The sequence below is a fragment of the Bacillus sp. LK2 genome (assembly GCF_001043575.1).
GTDB classification, from domain to species: Bacteria; Bacillota; Bacilli; order Bacillales; family Bacillaceae_G; genus Bacillus_A; species Bacillus_A paramycoides.
Genome location: NZ_LDUK01000060.1, coordinates 1 through 22,838, shown reverse-complemented (window position 1 = coordinate 22,838; position 22,838 = coordinate 1). Strand labels below are relative to the sequence as shown.

Below are 22,838 nucleotides of genomic sequence, written 5' to 3'. Positions count from 1 at the left end.
GCTTCTCGGTTAATCGTTACTTTTAATAGCTAACGAATTCGTCCTAGGACAGCCGAGCTAACTCCCTTGTTCCAAAGGTTATTTTGTTACTATTTATGCCAACGCTAATAAGCGTATAGCTTCCTTTTTGATATTTATAGCTGCGTTATAGTCACGACTTATTCTTAGTCCGCAAGTACACTCATACGTGCGTTCAGATAGTGACATATCTTTTCTGCTTCCACAACGACTACACATTTTTGTAGAAGGAAACCACTTATCTATTTTTACAAGTTGTTTTCCTTGTTCTTGTAGCTTATATGCTAAAAATGTCGTGAACATCCTCCAACCGTTGTCCGCAACACTTTTACCAAAGCGAAGTGCTCGTGACATTCCTGTCATATGTAAGTCTTCTATTGCTACAACATCAAAATGAGTAGCCAATTCTTTAGACTTATGATGAAGGAAATTCTTACGTTGATTTGCGACCTTTTCATGCAACTTAGCGACACGAATGCGTTGTTTATTCCAACGCTCTGAACCTTTCACACGTCTTGCTAATACTCGTTGTGCGCTTGCTAATCGGTCTAACATCTGACGATAAAAGCGAGGATAATTGGCTTTCTCATCTTCGCTACTCACGTACAATTCAGCCATTGCGAAGTCTAATCCAATCACACTTTCTACTTCTCTTTGAACGATTTCTTTTTCATATTCAGTCAAGACAGACACATAAAACTTACCAGTTGGTGTCATCGAAACCGTGCATGATTTGATGATATAGTTTTGCGGTATCTCTCTATGTTGCTTCAGTCGCACCAGTTTCAATTTCGGTAATTTGATATAACCATGAAATAACATAATATTTCCGTTTACCCGATTCGTTGTATATGATTTTCTACTTTTTTTACTTTTGAATGTAGGAAAATCACTTTGCCCACTAAAAAAATTCTTATACGCGGTTTGCAAGTTTAGTTGAGCATTTGCCAACGCTAATGAATCGACTTCTTTCAACCATTCATACTCTGCTTTGTATTTCGCAGGAGTAGGGAATTTTTGTTTCTTAAGTTCTTCCTTGTTCTCTTTGTACTTTTCGTATACTTCTTTCTGTTCAGCCAGCATCTTGTTATACACAAAGCGTACACACCCGAAAGTTTTACGGATCAGATAGGCTTGTTCTTCTGTTGGATACAGACGAAATTTGTACGCCTTATTATGCTTTGTCATATCAGTTCATCTCACTTTTCGCCTTGATTTCCCATAAACTGTTTTACTTTATCTATGACGAACCACCAAAGGTGATAACACAACATGAACACTGCGCTAGTATTATCTAATTTCATTGTTATACCAAACTTTAACTCTTATAAGACTGATTATATCAGAGGCGAAATAAATAGAAAAAACAATTTTTGGGGCTACACCAAACCAAAATTCATCTCCCACCTACCGTTGGACTATTGTCCTTCACAACGCTTGAGGAAGGAAACTTCTTTCGGATAATGCGTTAAATTACGCAGAAAGATTTTAAATCTTGATTTTTCAACCCTGCTCCCAGCAGCTAGTAGCCCTATTTTTTGATTTTTCTCAACAAACTTTCTCATCTCTTGTTCGTAGGTAACAAAGGCACGGGAATAATCGTCATGCGTGGCTTTGAGCTCACCAGCTAATACATAAGCTCCGATAAGCGCTAGACTAGTACCTTGACCCGATAAGGGTGATGGGCCATACGCCGCATCAGTATGTCCAAGATTTATAGATTTATTGCAAGTGTCCTGAAGTTTTTGCACCAGAACCAAAAATCCGGTACTGATGATTCAGCACCGGATTCCTTATGAAAGAGTAATATGAGTAATGTACTTGCGACCTGTTGACTAAGCTATACACATTAAGCAACTAGCTCCTGTGCTTGATCTTGAAGGGCTCGCTCTCGAAATTCTCCATTCTTTTCAAAGTTATTCTTTTACAGGAATAACAGCACCGTTATATTCCTTATTAATAAAGTCTTCAATTTCTTTCGAATGCAATACTTCTACAAGTGCTTTAATTTCTTTCTTATCTTTATCACCTTTACGAACTGCAACTACGTTTACATATGGAGAATCATTACCTTCAATCGCGATTGCATCTTTCTTTGGATTTAATTTTGCATCAATTGCATAGTTAGCATTAATTAAAATAGCATCGCCTTCTTTATTTTTATACATTTGTGTTAATAAACCAGGTTCAATGTCTGTTTTGAATTTCAAATTTTTTGGGTTTTCTGCAATATCTTTTACGGTTGCTTTTACAGGGTCTACACCATCTTTAATTTTCAAAATACCTTCTTTTTGTAAAATCGCTAAACCACGTCCATGATCAGTAATTGCATTACTCATAATAATTGTTGCACCATCTGGAAGCTCTTTTAGGTTTTTATATTTTTGAGAATATAAACCGATTGGTTCAATGTGTATTTTTCCAGCTACTTCAAAATCATATTTTTTGTCTTTCATTTCTTTCTCTAAGTATGGAATACCTTGGAAATAGTTTGCATCTAATTCTTTATTCGCTAATGATTTATTTGGTAATACGTAATCTTGGAATTTTTTAATTTCTAGCTTTACACCTTTTTTCTCAAGTAACGGTTTTGCTTTTTCCAAAATAACTGCATGCGGTACATTAGAAGCACCAACAACAAGCTTATCTTCACTTTTTCCTCCACAAGCAGCTAAACCCAAAATTGCCGTTGTAATAAGTCCTGATAGTAATAGTTTTTTCATGTTGTAAACACCCTTCTTCTTTTTTATGTATTTATTTTTTTATCAATTCACGTTGTAACAAAATTACTAACCCATTGAATTAGAAAAACAATGAGTAATACACAAATTGTTGCAATGATTGTTGCAATGATTGTCACATCGTTATTCCTGCACTGAAATCCTTCTAAACAATCAAGTTTCACTTTTCTACCAGCACTGATAACACCAATAGTCGTTATGGTAATACCAACTACTGGTGTTAGTAAGGATTCTAGAATTAATACCTTCCCAATAATCGTGCTCGTTTTGCTCCTATTGCCTTTAAAGCTCCAATCATTAAAGCTGGCAGTTCTACACTTACCCCACGGAGAATCTTCATAAATGGGATCGCTAAAATAACCAAACGGGCAAAATATTGACTATATGACGGGATAGAATGAACTCATAAATATTACTTACCATCGGCTGTATAAATTGCTCTGTTTTCTCTCAGAATATCCTTCGCTCTCATTCGAACAACAAAAAACCTTTCTGCTTTTAGAATGAGCAGAAAGGTTTTTATGCATATATCAACAGTATCCCTTCCTCTCATCTCTCAAAGCATTTGCTTTGCAGGAATTAGCACCATTTCAATGTAAAAGTTGATGGTTGCTGGGTTTCACAGGGCACAGTCCCTCCACCTCTCTGGATAAGAGAAATCAGATTTAATTTTCATCTGATTTGAAATTTATTAAATTGTCTATATTTTATGAATTGAATTTTATCAATATACACTCGTTATGTCAATAAGGATTTACGAAAAAAAAACTTCAAAATACTAGCTTGATGGGTGTGTGGTAGTACCTCTTATAAATCCCTCAATCAAAACCACTTATTTTATACTTTTTCTAGATTCATTGTTATACAGTAACACGATAATACTAGAAGGATCTGTTGCAAAGTTTAGGTATGCTTAAATTACTCTTATGAAAATTTTTACATTCTATGCAATTTTGGATTCTGGTGCAAAAATTATTTAATAGGGACATAGAGCTTACATTGGGTTCTGTTGCAAAGTTTGAAAAAAGTATAAACAGATTGGTGAATGAGGAAAAAGGATTAGGAAGTTGCTAGTATTTGTTGAGGTTCATTGTATGTTGAAAAAGCGGAGTCTCTTTGCAGACTTCGCCTTTGTTTATATAGCGGATGAATAGTCTCGATACCTTTTATACGTGCAGCATGGTGGTGATTTGTGTTTTTCCTTTTCCAAACTTGATAGATTAGACTGCCATTTTCATGAACCCATGGCATGATGATTGTTAGGCGAACGGAAATACCACGTTCTTTTAGGATCTCAGATACATCGCGATAGCTTAAAGAAAAACGACTGTAATAGCCAACGGCTACCAAAATAATATCTTGTTTGACGGTATTATTTAAAGAAGACCCTCAAAACGAAGGGAAAAGTTATTATCTTAGTAATTATTACATTTCTATTGTAAATTCGCCCTTTCCTAAGGCTACCCCACAAAGAACAATGTAAAAGAAACATCCATAATTTTGCACTCACCCTATTTTACGTTTACTCTGATTCTGTCATTTCATCCATATGAATCTGTTTTCCTGTGAATAGTTTGTAAAACAGATATGTGCGAATATCTAACAATTTATGTAGCGCATGCCATTGGCTCCAATGGTGTGCGTTTTGATTTTATATATATGTTTGGAGTGCCGGTGGCACTTTTTCTTTATATCCTAATCAAAAAAACGTAGGCTCACGCCTACCGATATTCATCTCCCACCTAAAATTGGTGTTTCACACCTTCACATTTTTAAGGAAGGAGTCCTTTGTCAGAAAACAATAAAATCTTATTAATTTTTATAATTAGTAGAATTTTTATAGAAATAATCTTCTTAATCTATTAAAATAATATCGTATGATGTCAGATTATATCGTATGATGTCAGATTTTATTAAGGGGAGAGAAAATTTTATGTTGAAAAAAATCATTCCAGTTGCTTTAGCATTAAGTACAGTTACTTTTTCAAGTGTATTCGCTGCACCTCCGGCTCAAGCACCTACAGAACCAAACCGCTACATAGATGTACAAATGCTCGGTATTAACGATTTTCATGGGCAACTAGACACTGTAAAGAAAATTAACAATAAAGATGCAGGGGGAATTGAGTACTTAGCTGCATATTTACGTGATCGTGAAAAACAAAATCCGAATACATTAAAGGTTCATGCTGGCGATATCGTTGGAGCAAGTCCTCCTGTTTCAGCATTATTACAAGACGAACCCACGATTGAATTTCTAAATGATTTAAAATTTGATGTTGGAACCATAGGAAATCATGAATTTGATGAAGGCATTGAAGAAATGCACCGCCTTATTTATGGTGGATACCATGAAAAAACAGGGAATTTTAAAGGAGCAAAATTCCCATATGTTGCCGCAAATTTCTATAATAAATCCACTGGTCGTCTATTTTTACCACCATTTACTATAAAAAAGGTACAAGGAGTTCCTGTTGGCTTTATCGGAGTCGTAACAACAGATGTTCCTAACCTTGTTATGCCTACTATGCTAAAGAATGTAGAAATTACAGATGAAGTTGAGGCCATTAACAAATCCGTAAAGCAATTGAAAGAACTAGGCGTTAAATCTATCGTTGTTCTTGCGCATAACGGAGGTACAACAGATGCGAACGGCGTAACAAATGGTGATCTCGTCCGATTAGCAAATGAGACTGATCCAGAAGTTGATGTTATTTTTGGGGGGCATAGCCACACCTATGTAAATGGAACTGTTAATAATAAACTTGTCGTACAAGCAAATTCTTATGGAATGGCTTTTGCTGATGTTGATGTAAAGATTGATCGTAAGACAAAAGATATTGTTGAGAAAAAAGCAGAAATTGTTACAACCTACCATGATGGCATAAAGCCTGATGAAAAAATAAAGAAGAAGTTGGATAAATATCAAGAAAAAATCGCACCTCTTGTCAATGAAGTTCTTGGTAAATCTACCGCTCCACTAGATCGCAAACAAAATACGGCTGGTGAATCTACTCTCGGCAATTTAATCGCTGATGCCCAGCGTGCAACAATGCAATCCCAAATTGCTCTTATGAACCCTGGTGGTATTCGTAATGACTTAGATGCTGGTGATATTACATGGGGAGAGGTATATGGCATTCAACCATTCGGAAATCAATTAATAAAAGTTAATTTAACGGGTCAAGACATTCGTGATATTTTAAATCAACAATGGCAAAAAGACATAACAAGAATGCTTCAAATTTCAGGGATCCAATACACTTGGGATGCGAACAAGCCAAATGGAGAAAAAGTCACAAGTATTCGCTTAACAAATGGAGAAGAAATTATTCCTTCTAAAACTTACAGCGTCGTTGCGAACGCATTTCTAGCTTCAGGTGGAGATGGATTTGTGTCCTTTAAAAATGGGAAAGATGCTGAAACAGGACCAACTGATTTTGAAGCATTAGTAGATTATATAAAACAAGCAAAAGAACCAATTCAGCCTATTATTGATGGAAGAATTCAAAAAATAAATTAGTTTTTCATTAATCTCAAAACACCTAGATTACCTGTTCGCTATACTTTTTAGTGTGCAGGTAATCTATTTTTTCTTGTGTGGGTTTGAAATAAAGTCCTACCGTGATCAACGGATTTACCATCTATATGCAAAGTACCGAAAAAAAGAAAATTTATATTTAATTTTGACATATACGCTAATGTAACTTTAATAGAAAAAATCAATAGAAATTTGAAAAATGGACATGTTGATAATAATAAAGCCATAAATAATTTAGAACAGGATATCCAGGAAGAACTTAATAAAAAATTACAACTTATGTTGTATGAAATACAAAAGAATAAAATTGATCCAATTGGATTATCATTATATGCTAGAGCTTTTCAATATAAAGAGTGAAAAAAACTAAAAGGAAATTAGTCGCAAGCATTAACAAAGGCTAAAATAAATATTAAAACTCACGTCAAAATTAAAGATACTGGAACCATTAGAAATTAGACTAGACTATACTTATATTTCATAAAATTTCTCCATACATTTTTTCTTCCTCAATAATAATTATGTGAAGGATGCTAACTCAAAGAAAGATCTATTGGTTAAATGCTAACCAATAGATCTTTCTTTTTTATTACTAATTATTATCAAATATCAAGTTATTCCATAATAAGTTACAAAAAATAATATAATTACTATCCAAACACATATAAACACCTTATAAGAATGTTTCATTTTATATACCTCAATGATTATATATAGATTCATAATGAATTTAAATCTAAAAATTCATTTGTATGCATTATTAGATTCAATAAATAATGTAACTTTAAAGTTCCCCTATTAAAAATACCATCTAGGCATTTTTTTAGAACAAATAAAATGTCTAAGATGATATTATTAAAAGTTTAGTTTTTTAATATTGTTTTAAGTAATAATATTTTCTTTAATGCAGTTAAATTCATATGTATAAGGGTCTATGTAGCAATTAGACTAAACCATAAACATGTACTAAATTGTGTGGGAAAGGAAGTACATTTTATTTAATCTCATTACAAAAAAACCTAAATAGTTGGTATTCTTCTTTTAAGACAGAAAGGAAATTTTATAATTTGCATGTAGTTCTAGCTCAGACTTTTTACTACACACACCCTTATACACATTGATAAACCATTTTAATTTTACATTTCGTAACAAAAATAGACACAAAGAAAAATAAATGAAACAAAAGTAACTTTATGTAATGTTGTTGTAATATTAATGTAACATATAATATTTAAACATACAATATTTTTATGGTTCTGGTGCAAAAAATACTGTCATTGTGTACACTGAAAATATTCATAAATAAAGACGATGAAAAAACCAGTGGATTTTAAATGGAAGCATTATGAACCGGAGATTATTCTATTAGCAGTTAGATGATACCTCCGGTACAGTTTAAGTTATCGAGATTTGGTAGAAATGATGGAGGAACGTGGTTTATCCATTTCTCATACAACGATTATGCGTTGGGTTCATCGGTATGGATTGGAACTAGATAAACGCGTTCGTCGTCATTTGAAGAAAACAAAGGATTCCTGGCGTGTCGATGAAACATATATCAAAGTGAAAGGAAAATGGATGTACTTGTATCAGGCTGTGGATTCTGGGGGAAACACCGTTGATTTTTATTTAAGTAAAAGTAGAAAAAGCGAAATCAGCTAAACGTTTCTTCAAAAAGGCCTTATCTTCTTGTCATACCTCAAAACCTCGTGTCCTCACAGTTGATAAAAACCCAGCCTATACAAAAGCCGTGAAACAATCACAAAAAGCAAGAGACCTACCAGCAGGAATCAAGTTACGACAGATGAAATATCAAAACAACATTGTCGAGCAAGACCATCGTTTTATCAAAAAACGGGTCCGAAATATGCTAGGATTTCAATCTCTTCACACAGCAACCAAAACACTTGCTGGAATAGAAGCTATGCATATGATTAGAAAAGGACAGACTTTCCATGGAGGAAAGTCTGTCCAAAATCAGATACAACTGATTAATATTCTCTTTAGTCTTAACCTATAAACAGTCATTCCGTTAGAAATGACTCATTCTTTTTACTCTTCATTATCTTTTTGCACCAGAACCCTGAGTATTATATGCCCCTTATAAATTTTACAGAACTAATTAAACCTATACCTTCACATAAGCTTAAAAACATCTTATTGCTTGCTGATCCGCAAGAAGCACGACCGTTTAATAAAACTTCTTTAAAATTTAGAGAAGAGGTTTCAGAAAAAATCTGGAGGGAACTATGTAGATATATGTAAACAGAGTCGCCAAGAATTTGCTGTTTCATATTTCGCACTAACTTTCCTAATGCAGACAGCTTTTATAAGACATTTTTCTAAAAGAAATTTAATCCCTCAATTTAAATGATAGAGGGATCTCTTTGATTTACGATTACTAGTAGCCTACGCATCTGTACAAAGCATCTCTTCACACTTCACTTTATCATAAAAAATTGATATTCTGGTATATCATCACTAGACTTATTTCCTTTAGTTTTGCAATATTAGTATCCTATCTGCTGTCTGTTATATACATCCCCATGCTCCAAACAGGTAACGTCCATCACCTCAAGTCTTTAGAATAGTCGTTCCAGCACACTCCTGTGATAAATCAGTATGAATTATATGCTAGCGTTGAATCATTTTCCTTCATCTAAATTCAATAAAAAGAGGCACAGACTTTTAAAGATTGTGCCTCAATTACCCTATTTACTTTAATTCCACACTATTCAAAACGTTGTTTAATGTCTTTAGTTCCTCAACAGTCAATGTAATGCCCTTACCCATCTTTTCATGATTTGGCGCCCAATCACGCAAATCATACTTTGCTTCTTTTCCATTCCAACTAATAAGATTTAATTCTTTTGTCCACCCTTTAGGTGATTGAGATAAAACGCCTACGTTTTCTTTAATTTCAAACTTTATATCTGCCATAGCTATGTCTCCTTTATAGTACATAGTCACCGCTTTGTTCTCCTGCCTGTTTTTCGACCTATATCAATAGAATCTGAATTTCCACACATAAACTCTGCTTGTCTCATGACTACTTCCAGTGTATTCCCCGCTTAAATTGGTGGGGAATACCATTTCTTTAACAGCCTTTTATTGATTCTTCTCCTACCTGCTTGAGCGCTTTGTCTGAAACTCCAGTCAATAGTTATGTTGTTCTTAATCGCATTTATTAATTCATGTGCGATTTTATTTAGCGTTTCATTATCCATGGATTTCTTAATGACATCATCAGCTGTTAACTCTTCAGAACAATATTGTGAAAAAGTCAGTAACTAAGTATTATAATATGAGTAGGAATATTGTACCAATATACTTTTTATCATCAGCCTTTTAAATAATAGAAATTATTAATGATGCGAATTGGTTTAATGAAAAATACAAGAACATTTATCCACTTATGGATGAATTAATAGACAGCTATAACCAAGGGATATCAAGCCATGCAGAAAAAGAACAATTTTTGATCAAGATAGAAAAAAAAGGAAGACAATATTCAAAAAATTATTAGTGAGATTTCTAAGAAAAAATTCAATCCAAATATGAACGAACCTCAAGCATTATTACTTGAAATTTTCAACAAATTAAATGAAGCTGCTGAGTATTCTAAATTAGCTATAAACAACAAGGATGTAAGCAGTGGCAATAAATTTTCCAAATCTATTGACGATATAAATAAAAAAGCCGAAAAATATAATCAGTTGCTAACCCGTATATATGAAAAATCAGGTATACAGTGGACATCCAATGGAAAAAATTAAATTAATCCAGCTAGATGATTATCATCTAGCTGGATTTTTATTTTGGTTTGCTGATAGTTCTTGTACGGTTCACTATGATATGTCTAAGAGAGTTTTTTTCTTAAACTGCTTTAGGAGTGATATCTCTCCTATGTTTAGCCCTACTAAAATGGTAAGTCTATTTCATCTTCAAAGGATGAATTAAAAATTGATTTTAAATGATTATATTTTTGTAAGTAATTTAAGCAAACAAAGAAATACTCCCCAGTCGAGGCCTTCCCCTTTACACGTGACATACTAATAAATAACGCATTTTTTATTTGTTTTGGATTAGCTGTCTGGGAAACGATTACATCATTTAAATGACGTGTTGATGGAGAATCTAACACTAAAATAACATTAGGTGCTTGCCAGCCTTTGTAGCTGTGGTATGAACATACTTATTTACCATCTCTGTAAAAAGGCCATTTTTCCAGCCTCTGACAAAGGAATGGATATTGTGGATGTAACATAAGAGATCACCTTATGATGATCTACTTTTAGTATTCCTAAAAAAACATCAGGTTAATTTCAAGGAACAAATGGACAGGTCTATGTCCCTTATTCTTTACTTATTTTGATTTTTTTGAGCTCTTAATGCTATTTTTTCAAGTCCATTTTCTCCAGCAAGTTCTACATCTGCTTTTGGGAGAACGTTTTTATCATTCTTAAATTGATTTTTTTTATTTTTAGCCATTCTTTCACCACCCTTGTAGTTTAAATTTAGTTATTCCTTCAAAGATGCCAACAATTATACATACACCATATACAGATAGCGAAGTAGTATCTTTTCGTTATCGGCACCCTTGATTTTAGTTTGCTTTCTTTTTTGTATGCTTATGCTATTTGATTTTCTTCTGTAACTAAACTCCCCCATTAGCTCAATAAGAAAAAGAAAAATCCTGCAGTTTTACTACAAGATTTTGATCAAACTTTATTATTTCCAATTTCCATTCATCTTTTGCTCAATTATTTCTAATACCATCCATTCAAGTCATATATGGTATTTTATAGAGCATCACACATCAAATCCTCTTATTAATACCTGTACGACTCGAATTACCATCAACTCTAGTATGTTAGCTCAAGTAATTACTTTAACCTTATACGAGTAATTTGATCATGAGGTGAAAATTACTAAAGATGCAGTTTAAAAATAAAAAAGCCTTTTTAGAAGGGCTTCTTTATTTTTCTTAGACTCATGCCCAGTTGTATAACATAATATTCCCTGTATGCCTTATAACTTCTCTCATCTTCAGCCGTACATTCGGGTGTACTGTTTAGTCTAGGAAGAGTTATTATAATTTAGCTGACATACTACCCATAAATTTATTGATGGAAGAAGTCTGAAAGATACGGAAATAAGGAGATTGAACGTCGTAATGTTTGTCTGTAATTATAAGGATTGAAGGAAAGAACTTAGAAGCTTTCGGTTGCCAGGATTCATTGTGCCATTCTTGATTATGGAAGTATAACTCGTATCTGCTTCCTAAACGCGAAAGACTAATTGTCTTCAATCCAATCTCTTTTGCTGTTTTCATTAACTCGATTACATCCTTTGTTTCTCCACTGTAGGAGGTTCCCCAAAGTTATTAGGTAATATAAAATGGTCTCCTTTTTTAAAGAAAAAGAGTTCGCCGTCTTTAATTAACTCACCTTCTCCCTCAATTACACTAAACTTTTTTCTATGGCCGATAAATCCCCAACCAAAAAGGATGCTCGTAAAAACTCTTACAAACATACTCTCATAGTGAATAAAACCTAATATTTTGGTAGTTAAAATATACATCTGCATTTCGTAAAGGATTTCACAAAATAGAATTCTATCTACTTGAGAGAGGTCACTTTAGCTTTTATTCCATTTTTTTCTTGCTCATCGACTTAAATGATCGTTTAATAACATCAAAGAAACTTAGAGAACGAACCATGTGATTTGGATTTACATATTCTCGTATGGCCCGAAGAACTTTTTTTGTATCCTTAGAAGAAAAGGTGAAGGTCCCGTTTCTCTTCGTTTCAATCGCATAACGTGGAATCCATTTCCCTTTAAACATCACAGAGGCAATAACGTGATCTACTTCTTCCCATGGAATTTGAATAAATTTACGTGTGTCACGAGAATTATAAAATTCAAACCCTTTATCACCAATCATAATTTCCCCATAATCTGCAAGTCCCATAAAGGAAGTGGCATCTATTACTAGATCTACCTTTGTATTAATTGACTGAACCATTATATCCGCTCCATTTCTTTTATCTTATTTATTAATTGCTTCTCTAAGCAATTAAGTCAACATAAAAAGTGGCCGAATCAATATCCTCCAGCCACTTTTATATGCAAACAGTTATGTATTTGCAGGCTGTAAAAGTCTCCTACAAACTACATCTCATTAGTAAGCATTGGGAATTGAGAGCATCGATACTTTCATTATAAAAGTCCAATTACGTGACCAACTATCCCAACTACGAATAGGGAAAGAATAATAACAATTGGGCTGACTTTTTTCTTAAGCAACCACATACATAAGAATGTCAGAAGCAATGCAGCCAAACCCGGAATTAATTGATCCAAGTTATTTTGTAAGGTCGTTACTTTCGTAGGTGAAAGTGCCATTCCTGAGTTTACTTGTTCAAAAGCTTGACGTATTCCTTCCCCATTTAAAGGAAGTTTATCCCATTCAATATATGCACCTTTATCTAACTGAACTTTAGATATAACCGGCTGAAATTTAATCGATACCCACCGTTGCACTAAGGCAGCAAGTACGAACATACCAAGGATTGATGCACCTTTTGTAATATCTTGTAATAATCCACCTGAAAGATTATCAGTGATTTTAGAACCTGCTTTATAACCAAATTCTTGTGTATACCACATAAAGCCCCAACGAATCAGATTCCAAGCTAAGAAGAAAAGGATTGGCCCAAGGATATTTCCACCCATTGCTAATGATGCCCCTAAAGCACCTAACATCGGACGTAAGGTAAACCAGAATACTGGATCACCAACACCGGCTAAAGGACCCATCATCCCAACTTTAACCCCTTGAATTGCCACATCATCAACTTCAGCACCATTAGCACGTTCTTCTTCAAGTGCTAATGTAACTCCTAGAATTGGTGAAGCAATATAAGGGTGCGTATTGAAGAATTCCAAGTGACGTTTTAACGCTGCTTTTCGATCTTCTTTTGATTTATATAATTTTTTAATTGCTGGAATCATCGAGAAGACCCAACCACCATTTTGCATACGTTCATAGTTCCAAGAACCCTGAATAAACGTAGAGCGCCATGCAACGGCTAAACGATCTTTTTTTGTTAATTGAATTTTTTCTGCCATTTCTTTTCTCCTCCTTCTGAATTAATAATCGTTTAAGATATCGCCAAGTGGATCGCCAGAGTTTCCTCCACCACCATTTGAAGAACCACCCATTTTAGAAAGTTTCAAGTAAATAAGAGCTAAAGCCACACCCAATGCACCAAGTGCAATAAGTGTTAATTGAGAGATTGCAGCTATTACGAAACCAATAATGAAGAATGGCCATACTTCTTTAGTTGCCATCATATTAATAACTAAAGCATAACCAACAGCAACAACCATTCCACCACCAATAGCCATTCCGTCAGTTAACCATGCAGGCATTGATTCCAAGAATGCTTGAACGCTTTGTGCAGGGATAAATAAAAGTGCTCCTGCAGGAAGCGCAATTCGAATCCCTTGTAAACACACCGCAGCGATATGTAACATTTCGATTTTTTTTATATTTCCTTCTTCAGCTGCTGTATCCATCATATGTACGATAGGGACAGCTAGTGTACGAACGATCATTGTTAAGAAAAGGCCTGCTACTGCAAGCGGAACCGCTACTGCGATTGCTGATGCAACACCACTAACACCTTGTCCGCCTAATACTAAAATAATTGCTGATGCAACCGATGCCAATGCAGCATCTGGCGCTACGGCTGCCCCGATATTTGCCCATCCAAGTGCAATCATTTGAAGTGTACCACCAAGAACAATACCAGCCTCCAAGTTGCCTGTTACTAAACCAATTAATGTACATGCCACTAGTGGTTGATGAAATTGAAATTCATCTAATATTCCTTCCATACCAGCTAGAAAAGCAATTAGTATTACTAAAACTATTTCTATAATAGACATTATGGACCCCCCATTTCATTTAAATTTGCTATGTCACTATGCTAATTCAACTTTCGCTTTTTTTAGAATGTCATCCATGTTTGCACGATTATCATTCGGTACTTTACGTACATCAAACCGAACGCCTTTTTCTTCCATTCTCTCAAAAGCCTCAACATCTTCTCGTCCCATAGAAAGAACCTTACTAACGACAACTTTACCGGTTGAATGAGCCATAGAACCAACGTTAACTTCTTTAATGTCCACACCGCCCTCAATAACTTTTAGGACATCTAGTGGGTTTTCAAATAATAATAGTGCTTTAGTGTTACCAAAACGGGGATCTTTTGCAACTTCAATCATTTTGCTGATTGGAATAACATTTGCCTTAACCCCTGGTGGTGCCGCCTGTTCGATCAATTTCTTACGAAGATCGTCTCTAGACACTGCATCTGAAACTACGATAATACGATTTGGGTTTGTAGACTTTGTCCACGCAGTCGCTACCTGACCGTGCAATAAACGAGAATCCACACGGGCTAAAACGAACTTGATTTTCCCGTCACCAACTACTGTACCTGGAGCAAGCGGACCTTTTGCTTGTCCATCTTCAACAACTACGGTATTAGTATTTTCTTTCGGCTCTAGCTCTTCAGGTTTAATTCTAACCCCCTCTTTTGCCGTTTTAACGATATGTACTGCGATTTCTTGAGCAGACTCCATTGAGAAACGGGATGCATAGGCTTCAATCACCATTGGTAAATTCATACCAGCAACGATTGCCCAATTGTCTTTGTGTTCTTCATACAAGCTGTTAGCTTGATTGAATGGAGTACCGCCCCATAGATCAACTAAAAACAATACTTCATTTTGATTATCAAAAGATGCAACTGCTGCTTCCATTTTTGCTCTCAAATCGTCTGGACCTTCGCTTGGCATTAAGGTCACCGCTTTAACGTTTTCTTGTTCTCCAAAAATCATTGCGCCAGATTGTAAGATGCCTTCAGCAAATTCGCCATGACTTGCTAGGATAATCCCTACCATATCACTACCTCCTAAATGTTTCCTCCTGTTTTTTTGAGTAGACACAACTGTTGTGTCTCTTTTCGTCAATCTTTGTCTATTGAAAAGTTAACTTTTTCTTCTCTGAGAAAATCACCTCCTTTATCCCTAGTAAGGATCTCGGAACTCATTATTCCGTATCGGCTCTGTCCTGATAGCCAAGATCTATCATTTATTCACCCCCAGAACAAACCTGATTCTCGACATTTTTAAAGCGGTTTCAAAAATAGGCGAGGAGGCATTGTTGTTGCCTATCTCTTCGAAAATTGGGTGATTACTGTGGAACTTGTTTCTCATTCTCGTCAGGACTACTTGACCTTCTCGTGACAGACCGCCTGCTTTATTCTGTTCCTCTATGAGATTGCGATATACAGCGAGGCTGCGGATGGTGTACTATCGCTGAAGTAGTGTTAAAGCTGTCCCCCTCCACCTTACAGTACTGCGCCAGATTAAATGATTGATGAAAGCTTAGTCATAAAATTCATTTTGTTGTTCCATATATCACTTGTGATTTTATTCACAAATAGAAGTAGTAAATAAGGTGCTTTTATACAATGCCAGATTAACTAATCATTGACTTAAACCTATAAAGTCAATAAAGGGTCTGCTAAGTAATAAAATTCACTGCCATAACTTATATTACTAGAATGCCTTTCTATCATACATTCACTATCAGAATCTAATACTCAGTTGTCATTAAAAACGCTAATACCTCCTCTTCAAACCTTAATAAAAGCATCTACCATTACTGTATTTCAATATCAAACAGTTAAAAGTTTTATTTTTTACCGTAACTTCCGGAAAAATAGTAATTTTACCTTATCAAAACAAAAAGGTATGGACCTTCCGAGCCTTACCTCATTTCATGACGTAAATAAGATAAAAACTTCATTACATTCGTTTATTTCGTAAGCTTTTGAATAAAAGACGGCTTTTCCATCGTTCTTAATAGCTAACAGAAATACGGCTCTGTTGCAAAGTTTGAAAAAAGCATAAACAGGTTGGTTAATAAGGAAGAATGTTTAGGAAGTAGCTAGTTAATGTTGATCCCCCAAAAAAGAGTAACAAAATGTTACCCTCATCAGAAAAAATCGGACTAATATTTTCTAAGATATACTCCAAACACAGTCATTCCTAGATAAACTAAAATATAACTAATTAAAGCATTTGTAAGAATCATACTTTATTCAAAGACTACAGCTGGTTAATTTGTGTTAAAATAAATTAACATCCCTTATACGTTATATATGTATAATTAAAATTATTGAAAACTTGAAACAATACAATTAGTGTTACCTACCAAATCGTATTCCCCAAAATTATTAGGTAATATAAAGTGGTCTCCTTTTTTAAAGAAAAAGTGTTCGCCATCTTTAATTAACTCACCTTCTCCCTCAATTACACTAACAAGAAGGAATGCTTTTTGTTGTTTCAAACTAGCTGATCCATCTAGCTCCCATTTTCTCACTGAAAAATACGGGCACTTGATAAAATTTGTTACGATCAAATCATTTACTTTTTCATGTTTTACAGTTAACTGATTCGATATAAATGGAATTTCGGTTACATCAATACTTTTTTCAAGATGAAGCTCACGTAAATTCCCTTCTGAATCTCTTCTATCATAATCATACAATCTATAGGTTGTATCAGAGTTTTGCTGTGTTTCTAATATCAAAATCCCTTTACCGATTGCATGAACAGTTCCACTTGGTACATAGAAGAAATCTCCCGGTTTCACCTTCACACGATGTAACAATTGATTCCATTCTTTCTGTTCAATCATAGCCATGAACTCTTCTTTTGTTTTCGCATGATGTCCATAAATAATTTCTGCGTCTTCTTTGGAATCGATTACATACCAGCATTCTGTTTTTCCCAGTTCTCCATTTTCATGTACACTGGCATACTCATCATTTGGATGAACTTGAACAGATAGGTCCTGATTAGCATCCAAAATTTTTGTAAGAAGAGGGAAACAATCTCCCTCCACATTTCCAAATAAATCTCGATGTTCTTCCCACAACTCACCTAAAGATAAACCTTTATATTTTCCGTTCTTAACAATACTTTGTCCATGTTGATGTGCTGCAAAAGCCCAGCACTCTCCAGTTTGATTTGATGGAATCTCATATCCAAAAGAAGTTAATTGCGTTCCACCCCAAATTCTTTCTTTAAAAACAGGTGCAAAAAATAATGGTTCAGTCATGATTATTATCCTCCATTCTATACAATTTCATCTAGTAGCTTGTACGCTTTTTCTTTTGTTTGGACGGATAATAACCGCTCTCTATAATTGTCATCCATTAGTTTTCGAGAAAGCATTTGAAGGATTTTTAAATGTTGATTTCCTTCACTTTCTTTTGGTACCGCAATCATAAATATTAATTTCGCTTCCGTTCCATCAAGGCTTTTCCAATCTACGCCTGATTGTTTAATCCCAAATACCACACTCGGTTTCTTAACAGCTTCTGATTTTCCGTGTGGAATCGCAATATTCATACCAATACCTGTTGTACTTTCTTGCTCACGATTCATAATCGCTTGTTTAAATTCTGTTTTGGAATGCAATGCACCGACATGGTTTAATTTTTGAATCATTTCATCAATGACGTCATCTCGTGTTTCTCCCTTTAGATCTGTTTCAATTAACTCTAAGCTTGTAATGTCTGTTAGTTTTTTTATTTCTACCTTATCTACTTGTTTGCTTTCTTTTTGCGTTTCTTGCTCCACTTGCAGCAGTTCTTTTGTTGCTGAAACTTCTTGTATTTGTTCAACTGCTTGTTTTTCTACCTTTGAAATGTCTTTTTTCAATACATTTACTAGAACAGCAGTCACAGCTGAACCTACAATTACAGCCACAAAGAACATAAATACATTATCTACTGCTCCTAGCACCGCAACAATTGGACCGCCATGTGCCACTCTATCTCCTACATGACCAATCATGGCAATCACAGCACCTGTCATTGAACCAGCCATAATACTTGGAATAACACGAAGTGGATCTTGTGCCGCAAATGGTATCGCACCTTCCGTAATCCCAAATAGCCCCATTGTAAATGATGCTTTACCCATCTCTTTCTCTGAATCTTGGAATTTCCCCTTACCTATGAAAGTAGCAAGTCCCATTCCAATTGGTGGAATACAGATTGCCGCAGCAATCGGACCCATAATCTCATAGTTTCCTTCTCCAATCATTGCTGAACCAAATAAGAATGCAACCTTATTGACTGGTCCACCCATGTCAAATGAAATCATTGCCCCTAAAATTAATGCTAGGAGAATTGAACTTGATCCCTGCATACCCGCCAACCAAGCAGTTAATGACTCGAAAGCTTGTGCGACAGGAGCACCAATAATAAATATAAATGCTAAACCAACTACAAGCGAAGCGAACACCGGAATAATAATAATCGGCATAATTGGTTGAATCGCTTTTGGAACTTTTATTTTTTTAATTCCTAATGCTACATAACCTGCTAGGAAACCAGCGATAATTCCGCCAAGAAAACCAGCACCACTTTCACTTCCATAAAAACTTCCTGTTGCTGCAATATATCCACCTATCATACCAGGAACAAGACCAGGTTTATCGGCTATACTATACGCTATATATCCAGCTAAAATTGGAACCATAAACGTAAATGATGCACCACCAATTTGTTCAATTGTTTTCCAGAAAGATCCATCTGGAATCACTAGACCTCCTGGTGTTTTTTCTCCGCCGAGCGTCAATGCAATTGCAATTAACAATCCACCAACTACAATAAATGGAACCATAAAAGATACACCATTCATTAAATGACGATATATCGGGTTTTGCTTTCTCTCCTGTTGATTACTATCAACTGTTTTGGCCTGTGAATGATAGACAGGTACATCGCCACTTGCTACCTTCTGAATTAATTCTTCTGGTCTACGGATACCATCTTGAACTCCGACAACCAACAATTTTTTGCCTACGAATCTATCTTTATTTACCGCTCTATCAGCAGCTATAATGATACCGTCTGCTTCTCGAATATCTTTTTCAGTCAGCTCATTTTCTACCCCTATACCACCTTGGGTTTCAATTTTCATCTGAATACCTAATTTATCCGCTGCTTTTTGCAAATTTTCTGCAGCCATATAAGTATGGGCAATTCCATTCGGACACGATGTAATCGCTAACAGTTTCATTTCTAATCCTCCTCACACTATCGTTGTAAGCGCCTACACATAATATAAATCAATATCGTAATGACAAAAGTTTCATTTTTTACCGTAACTTCCGGAAAAATAAACCTTTTACCGAAACAAACAAAAAAGCGAAGTATTTAGGCCTTCACTTTTCGTTTAATTATGTAAATACGATAAAAATTTCATTACGTTTGTTTCTTTGGTAAGCTTTTGAATAAAGGATGGTTGCTGACTTATGAAGGATAGCTCATGAAATAACTGTTTCGTTACCTCTTTCCCATCACTTTTAACTGCTAGCATAAATACAAGTGATACCTTCTCCGATCCCCAATCAATTGGCTCCTTTAATGTAGCTATTGCAATTACCGACTCTTGAATAAATTTCGGATTGCCATGCGGAATCGCAATCCCTGCTCCAATCGTTGTTGCTGACATCTTTTCTCTTATAATTGCATTTTCTGCATACTCTTTATCTACATAGCCTTTGCTATGCAAAGCATGCGCTAGCTTTTCAATTAGCTCATATGGGTGCTGCACGTCCTGTTGTAAAAATACTAAAAATGGAGATGTATAATTGAGCATAACAAAGTCTTTTTGTTCTTTATAACTCGGTTCATCGCATTCTTTTATAAAGTCCCCTAACTTCTTTTCTTCCGCTCCCTCTAATAATGGGGATACCACAATATGAGGAATAAGTAATTTTGAAAGAGCAATGGTAGAAATAACGAGTTCCACATCATGATGTTTCATTAAATAATCTTGTAAATCAGCTTTTGCAATGCAGTCCATCACATGGATATGACGAAATTTCCGCTCAATTTTTGTCCGTAACAACTGTGACATCCCAATTCCCATATGACACACTATAATTACATTTTTTGATTTTTCCTGATGATCTAACCGTTCAACAGATGCTTCAAAGTGTAGAGTAAGATACGCCGCTTCTTCTTCCGGAATATATAGAATTAAAGATTCATTTATTTCTTCTAATACCTGAATCAACATATTAAACATATATGGATACATTCTTTTTATATCGTGTAGCATTGGATTGGATACAGAGAGATCATAGTTCAAACGATTCAACGTTGTGTATAGATGAATTGTTAATCCCTCAATTAAAACTTGGTCTCTACTGAAATCAATTTCATACAACTGTGACATTCGTTTTATTAATTGATGTACAACCCTAGAAAGGATTGGATTACTTTCAGTAAGTTTACTACCTTCCCCTGGCTTGTCTTGATAACGGAATTTCCCGCCCAAAATATGAGCTGTTAAATACGTCGCTTCTTCTTCTGTAAAATGAACAGCGAAAACACACTCTAATCGTTTTAAAAACTCCAATGTCCATTTATATTCTTTTGTTTCTTGTATTATTTTAATTTCCCTTTTAGAAGTTAAAATCGATTGCTTAAGCTTCATTCTCCGTACCATCAGCAACGTATGAACTAATAAACTTTCAAATGCATCATCTGTAAAAAATAATGCATGTCGTTTTTGTAGCGCTTTCAATTCATTCGTAACAAATTCAACCTCATGATATAAAAATTGTTCCTTAATAAATTGATTCGTTAGCTCTGAATTACGAATTAAATCTGATAATCTAGCCAAGGCTTTTCTTTTATTCTTTTCATTTCCCTTAACAATCAGTCCTATCCGCTGCTTTGAAACAACAGTTAAATCAAAATGATGTAACCACTTTTCAATTCTATCTAAATCTTTCTTTATAGTAGTACGATTTACAAAATGTTGAGAAGCCATATCCTGTGCAGTGACTGCCTTTACATTCATTAACAAGTTATAAGCAATTTGCAGGATTCTTTCTTCATCCGATTCATACTTTGTACGATTATTTATACAGTAAAGTTTATTAAACAAATCTACCTTTTCATATTCCTCAATCTCTAAGTAAACTCCTAAGCCCGGCTTCCTAACAAGAATTGCACTCGAATAATTCGTAAGGTGATCCTCAATTGCTTTAAAATCATTACGAATTGTTTTTTCCGAGCAATTTACTTGATCCGCAAGGTCTTGCACTAATAAATAATCATTAGATTCAGATAATAACAGAAACAAAATTTCTTTTTGTCTTGTATTCATGAATTTCACCTATCTCTTATATCCTTCTATGTTATATGCATCACTTCACAGGATATTTTTATTTTCCCTTATAACTAACACTTTAGATTATATGTGTTGATTTTAAAATTCCAACTATGTTATGGTACACGTTACTATCTGTACGTAATAACATAACACTACATTGCCCTTACTAGTAAGCATCAAAATTCCCAAGAAGTTAAATCTATTGGGAATCTTGATGTTCTTTCAATACTTATTAATATATGATATACCGTTATATGTTATTGACTCAGGAGTTTCTAGATGAAACGTTCTCGCGTTGGAAATTCCTTTTATTATATAAACCATTCAAAACGGTACTTATTATCATGCGCCAATACTTTGTGCTTGCATTACTTTACTTACACTTTGAAGCACTTGTTCTTCATCTTCCCCTTGTGCAATCACTTTAATTTGTGCGCCTTTTGGCACACCAAGTGCCATAATACCCATAATAGATTTTAAATTCACTTGTTTTTCTTTATACTCAAGCATCACTTCTGATTTAAATGAGCTAACTGCATTAACTAATGTTGTTGAAGGACGCGCATGAAGTCCCCCATCTTCTAATATTGTAAAGAATTTTTCAACCACTTATGATTCCCCCTTCAGTTTTCTAAATTCATTAAGGTCCCCTTCTAAGTATCTTCGCCGAGAATAGAAACCGTTTACATTTAATATATAGTAAAGCAAACTAAGTAAAAATTTTATTTTTTACCGTAGCTTCTGCAAAAGCTGTATTTATCTTTTTCCGACAGAAGACTCCTTCCTCTGATATTACGCGAGGTTCGAGGTATACAAGTTTCTCTAAAAAACATTAAAAGGAGTATATTTAACTCTAAATATTCGAATGATTTTTAATGTTTTCTGGATACAATTCAGCCAGCATTTTAACCGAATCCTCTTTCCAGAATTCACCAAAATATGTAATCATTTTTTCTCTATCATCCATCCCTTCACTCCTATTCTATATAATTCCGATATAGAATAGGAGTGAAGATGTTACAATTTCGTTTCGAATGATTATTATTGCTTCTCCTTTATCATTTTAGCCAAGAAGACTCCTTCCTCAAGGAACGTGAAGGGCCACAGACCAGTGAGTAGGCGGGAGATGAATTGGCTTCGGACAAGGGATGGCAGGAAGCCATCTTAATTGTTCGACAGGTAGTAAAGTGTTACTGAACAATTTGTCAGGATCACTTTAAGCATTGAATCAATAATAAAAAGGACTAGAT

The 22,838-nt window shown here is 34.7% G+C and carries 15 protein-coding genes, 7 pseudogenes and 1 riboswitch; of the genes and pseudogenes, 4 read left to right on the top strand and 18 right to left on the bottom strand.

The window, feature by feature from the left end; translation table 11 throughout:
• Positions 1-93: 93 nt before the first annotated feature.
• The 5 genes and pseudogenes from VK90_RS25055 to VK90_RS30925 all read right to left on the bottom strand — a co-directional run.
• Complete coding sequence (locus VK90_RS25055; RefSeq protein ID WP_048376103.1) at positions 94-1,206, bottom strand: RNA-guided endonuclease TnpB family protein; 1,113 nt, start codon at positions 1,204-1,206, stop codon at positions 94-96.
• A 281-nt stretch (positions 1,207-1,487) separates the two neighbouring features.
• Positions 1,488-1,718: pseudogene (locus tag VK90_RS25050) on the bottom strand (FAD-dependent monooxygenase); the annotation flags it as partial.
• Between the two features lie 216 nt (positions 1,719-1,934).
• Complete coding sequence (gene metQ / locus VK90_RS25045; protein WP_048376100.1) at positions 1,935-2,741, bottom strand: methionine ABC transporter substrate-binding lipoprotein MetQ; 807 nt, start codon at positions 2,739-2,741, stop codon at positions 1,935-1,937.
• A gap of 47 nt (positions 2,742-2,788) precedes the next feature.
• Positions 2,789-3,132 (bottom strand): annotated as a pseudogene (locus tag VK90_RS31260) (ABC transporter permease); the annotation flags it as partial.
• Positions 3,133-3,305: 173 nt separating this feature from the next.
• Positions 3,306-3,415: riboswitch (SAM riboswitch) on the bottom strand.
• A 538-nt stretch (positions 3,416-3,953) separates the two neighbouring features.
• Positions 3,954-4,115 (bottom strand): annotated as a pseudogene (locus tag VK90_RS30925) (IS6 family transposase); the annotation flags it as partial.
• A 577-nt stretch (positions 4,116-4,692) separates the two neighbouring features.
• Between VK90_RS30925 and VK90_RS25040 the strand changes: the two are divergent.
• From VK90_RS25040 to VK90_RS25030, 3 genes and pseudogenes are all read left to right on the top strand, one after another.
• Entirely contained in the window at positions 4,693-6,282 is a 1,590-nt protein-coding gene (locus VK90_RS25040) for a bifunctional metallophosphatase/5'-nucleotidase (RefSeq protein WP_002175146.1), read from the top strand.
• Positions 6,283-6,420: 138 nt separating this feature from the next.
• Positions 6,421-6,759: pseudogene (locus tag VK90_RS29380) on the top strand (Ger(x)C family spore germination C-terminal domain-containing protein); the annotation flags it as partial.
• An 852-nt stretch (positions 6,760-7,611) separates the two neighbouring features.
• Positions 7,612-8,320: pseudogene (locus tag VK90_RS25030) on the top strand (IS6 family transposase).
• Positions 8,321-9,015: 695 nt separating this feature from the next.
• On the opposite strand, the gene VK90_RS25025 reads toward VK90_RS25030, so the two are convergent.
• Together VK90_RS25025 and VK90_RS29375 are read right to left on the bottom strand one after the other, a co-directional pair.
• Complete coding sequence (locus VK90_RS25025) at positions 9,016-9,240, bottom strand: YdbC family protein (RefSeq protein ID WP_033719866.1); 225 nt, start codon at positions 9,238-9,240, stop codon at positions 9,016-9,018.
• A gap of 131 nt (positions 9,241-9,371) precedes the next feature.
• Positions 9,372-9,587: a type I restriction enzyme endonuclease domain-containing protein gene (locus VK90_RS29375; RefSeq protein ID WP_269431831.1), complete on the bottom strand. Its 216-nt coding sequence runs from the start codon at positions 9,585-9,587 to the stop codon at positions 9,372-9,374.
• A 270-nt stretch (positions 9,588-9,857) separates the two neighbouring features.
• Between VK90_RS29375 and VK90_RS25020 the strand changes: the two genes are divergently transcribed.
• Complete coding sequence (locus VK90_RS25020; protein WP_048376098.1) at positions 9,858-10,076, top strand: hypothetical protein; 219 nt, start codon at positions 9,858-9,860, stop codon at positions 10,074-10,076.
• Between the two features lie 586 nt (positions 10,077-10,662).
• On the opposite strand, the gene VK90_RS31145 is transcribed toward VK90_RS25020, so the two are convergent.
• The 11 genes and pseudogenes from VK90_RS31145 to VK90_RS24965 all read right to left on the bottom strand — a co-directional run bounded on the left by VK90_RS31145 (position 10,663) and on the right by VK90_RS24965 (position 22,197).
• Positions 10,663-10,791: a hypothetical protein gene (locus VK90_RS31145; protein ID WP_002175141.1), complete on the bottom strand. Its 129-nt coding sequence runs from the start codon at positions 10,789-10,791 to the stop codon at positions 10,663-10,665.
• Between the two features lie 601 nt (positions 10,792-11,392).
• Positions 11,393-11,581, bottom strand: a pseudogene (locus tag VK90_RS30920) (hypothetical protein); the annotation flags it as partial.
• Positions 11,582-11,643: 62 nt separating this feature from the next.
• Positions 11,644-11,769: pseudogene (locus VK90_RS31255) on the bottom strand (hypothetical protein); the annotation flags it as partial.
• A gap of 178 nt (positions 11,770-11,947) precedes the next feature.
• Complete coding sequence (locus VK90_RS25000; RefSeq protein ID WP_048376091.1) at positions 11,948-12,328, bottom strand: DUF956 family protein; 381 nt, start codon at positions 12,326-12,328, stop codon at positions 11,948-11,950.
• Positions 12,329-12,522: 194 nt separating this feature from the next.
• Positions 12,523-13,434 (bottom strand): PTS system mannose/fructose/sorbose family transporter subunit IID, encoded by a 912-nt coding sequence (locus VK90_RS24995; protein ID WP_002175137.1) that lies wholly within the window; start codon positions 13,432-13,434, stop codon positions 12,523-12,525.
• 21 nt (positions 13,435-13,455) lie between these two features.
• Complete coding sequence (locus tag VK90_RS24990) at positions 13,456-14,256, bottom strand: PTS mannose/fructose/sorbose transporter subunit IIC (protein WP_048376089.1); 801 nt, start codon at positions 14,254-14,256, stop codon at positions 13,456-13,458.
• Positions 14,257-14,292: 36 nt separating this feature from the next.
• Complete coding sequence (locus VK90_RS24985; protein WP_048376087.1) at positions 14,293-15,279, bottom strand: mannose/fructose/sorbose PTS transporter subunit IIA; 987 nt, start codon at positions 15,277-15,279, stop codon at positions 14,293-14,295.
• A 1,279-nt stretch (positions 15,280-16,558) separates the two neighbouring features.
• Entirely contained in the window at positions 16,559-17,506 is a 948-nt protein-coding gene (manA, locus tag VK90_RS24980) for a mannose-6-phosphate isomerase, class I (RefSeq protein WP_048376085.1), read from the bottom strand.
• Positions 17,507-17,523: 17 nt separating this feature from the next.
• Positions 17,524-19,479 (bottom strand): PTS fructose transporter subunit IIABC, encoded by a 1,956-nt coding sequence (locus tag VK90_RS24975; RefSeq protein WP_048376083.1) that lies wholly within the window; start codon positions 19,477-19,479, stop codon positions 17,524-17,526.
• A gap of 156 nt (positions 19,480-19,635) precedes the next feature.
• Positions 19,636-21,582 carry a BglG family transcription antiterminator gene (locus VK90_RS24970; RefSeq protein WP_048376081.1) on the bottom strand — a complete coding sequence of 649 codons (1,947 nt, stop codon included), beginning with the start codon at positions 21,580-21,582 and terminating at the stop codon, positions 19,636-19,638.
• Positions 21,583-21,930: 348 nt separating this feature from the next.
• Positions 21,931-22,197, bottom strand: a complete 267-nt coding sequence (locus VK90_RS24965) for a phosphocarrier protein HPr (protein ID WP_048376079.1) — start codon at positions 22,195-22,197, stop codon at positions 21,931-21,933.
• Between the last annotated feature and the right edge of the window lie 641 nt (positions 22,198-22,838).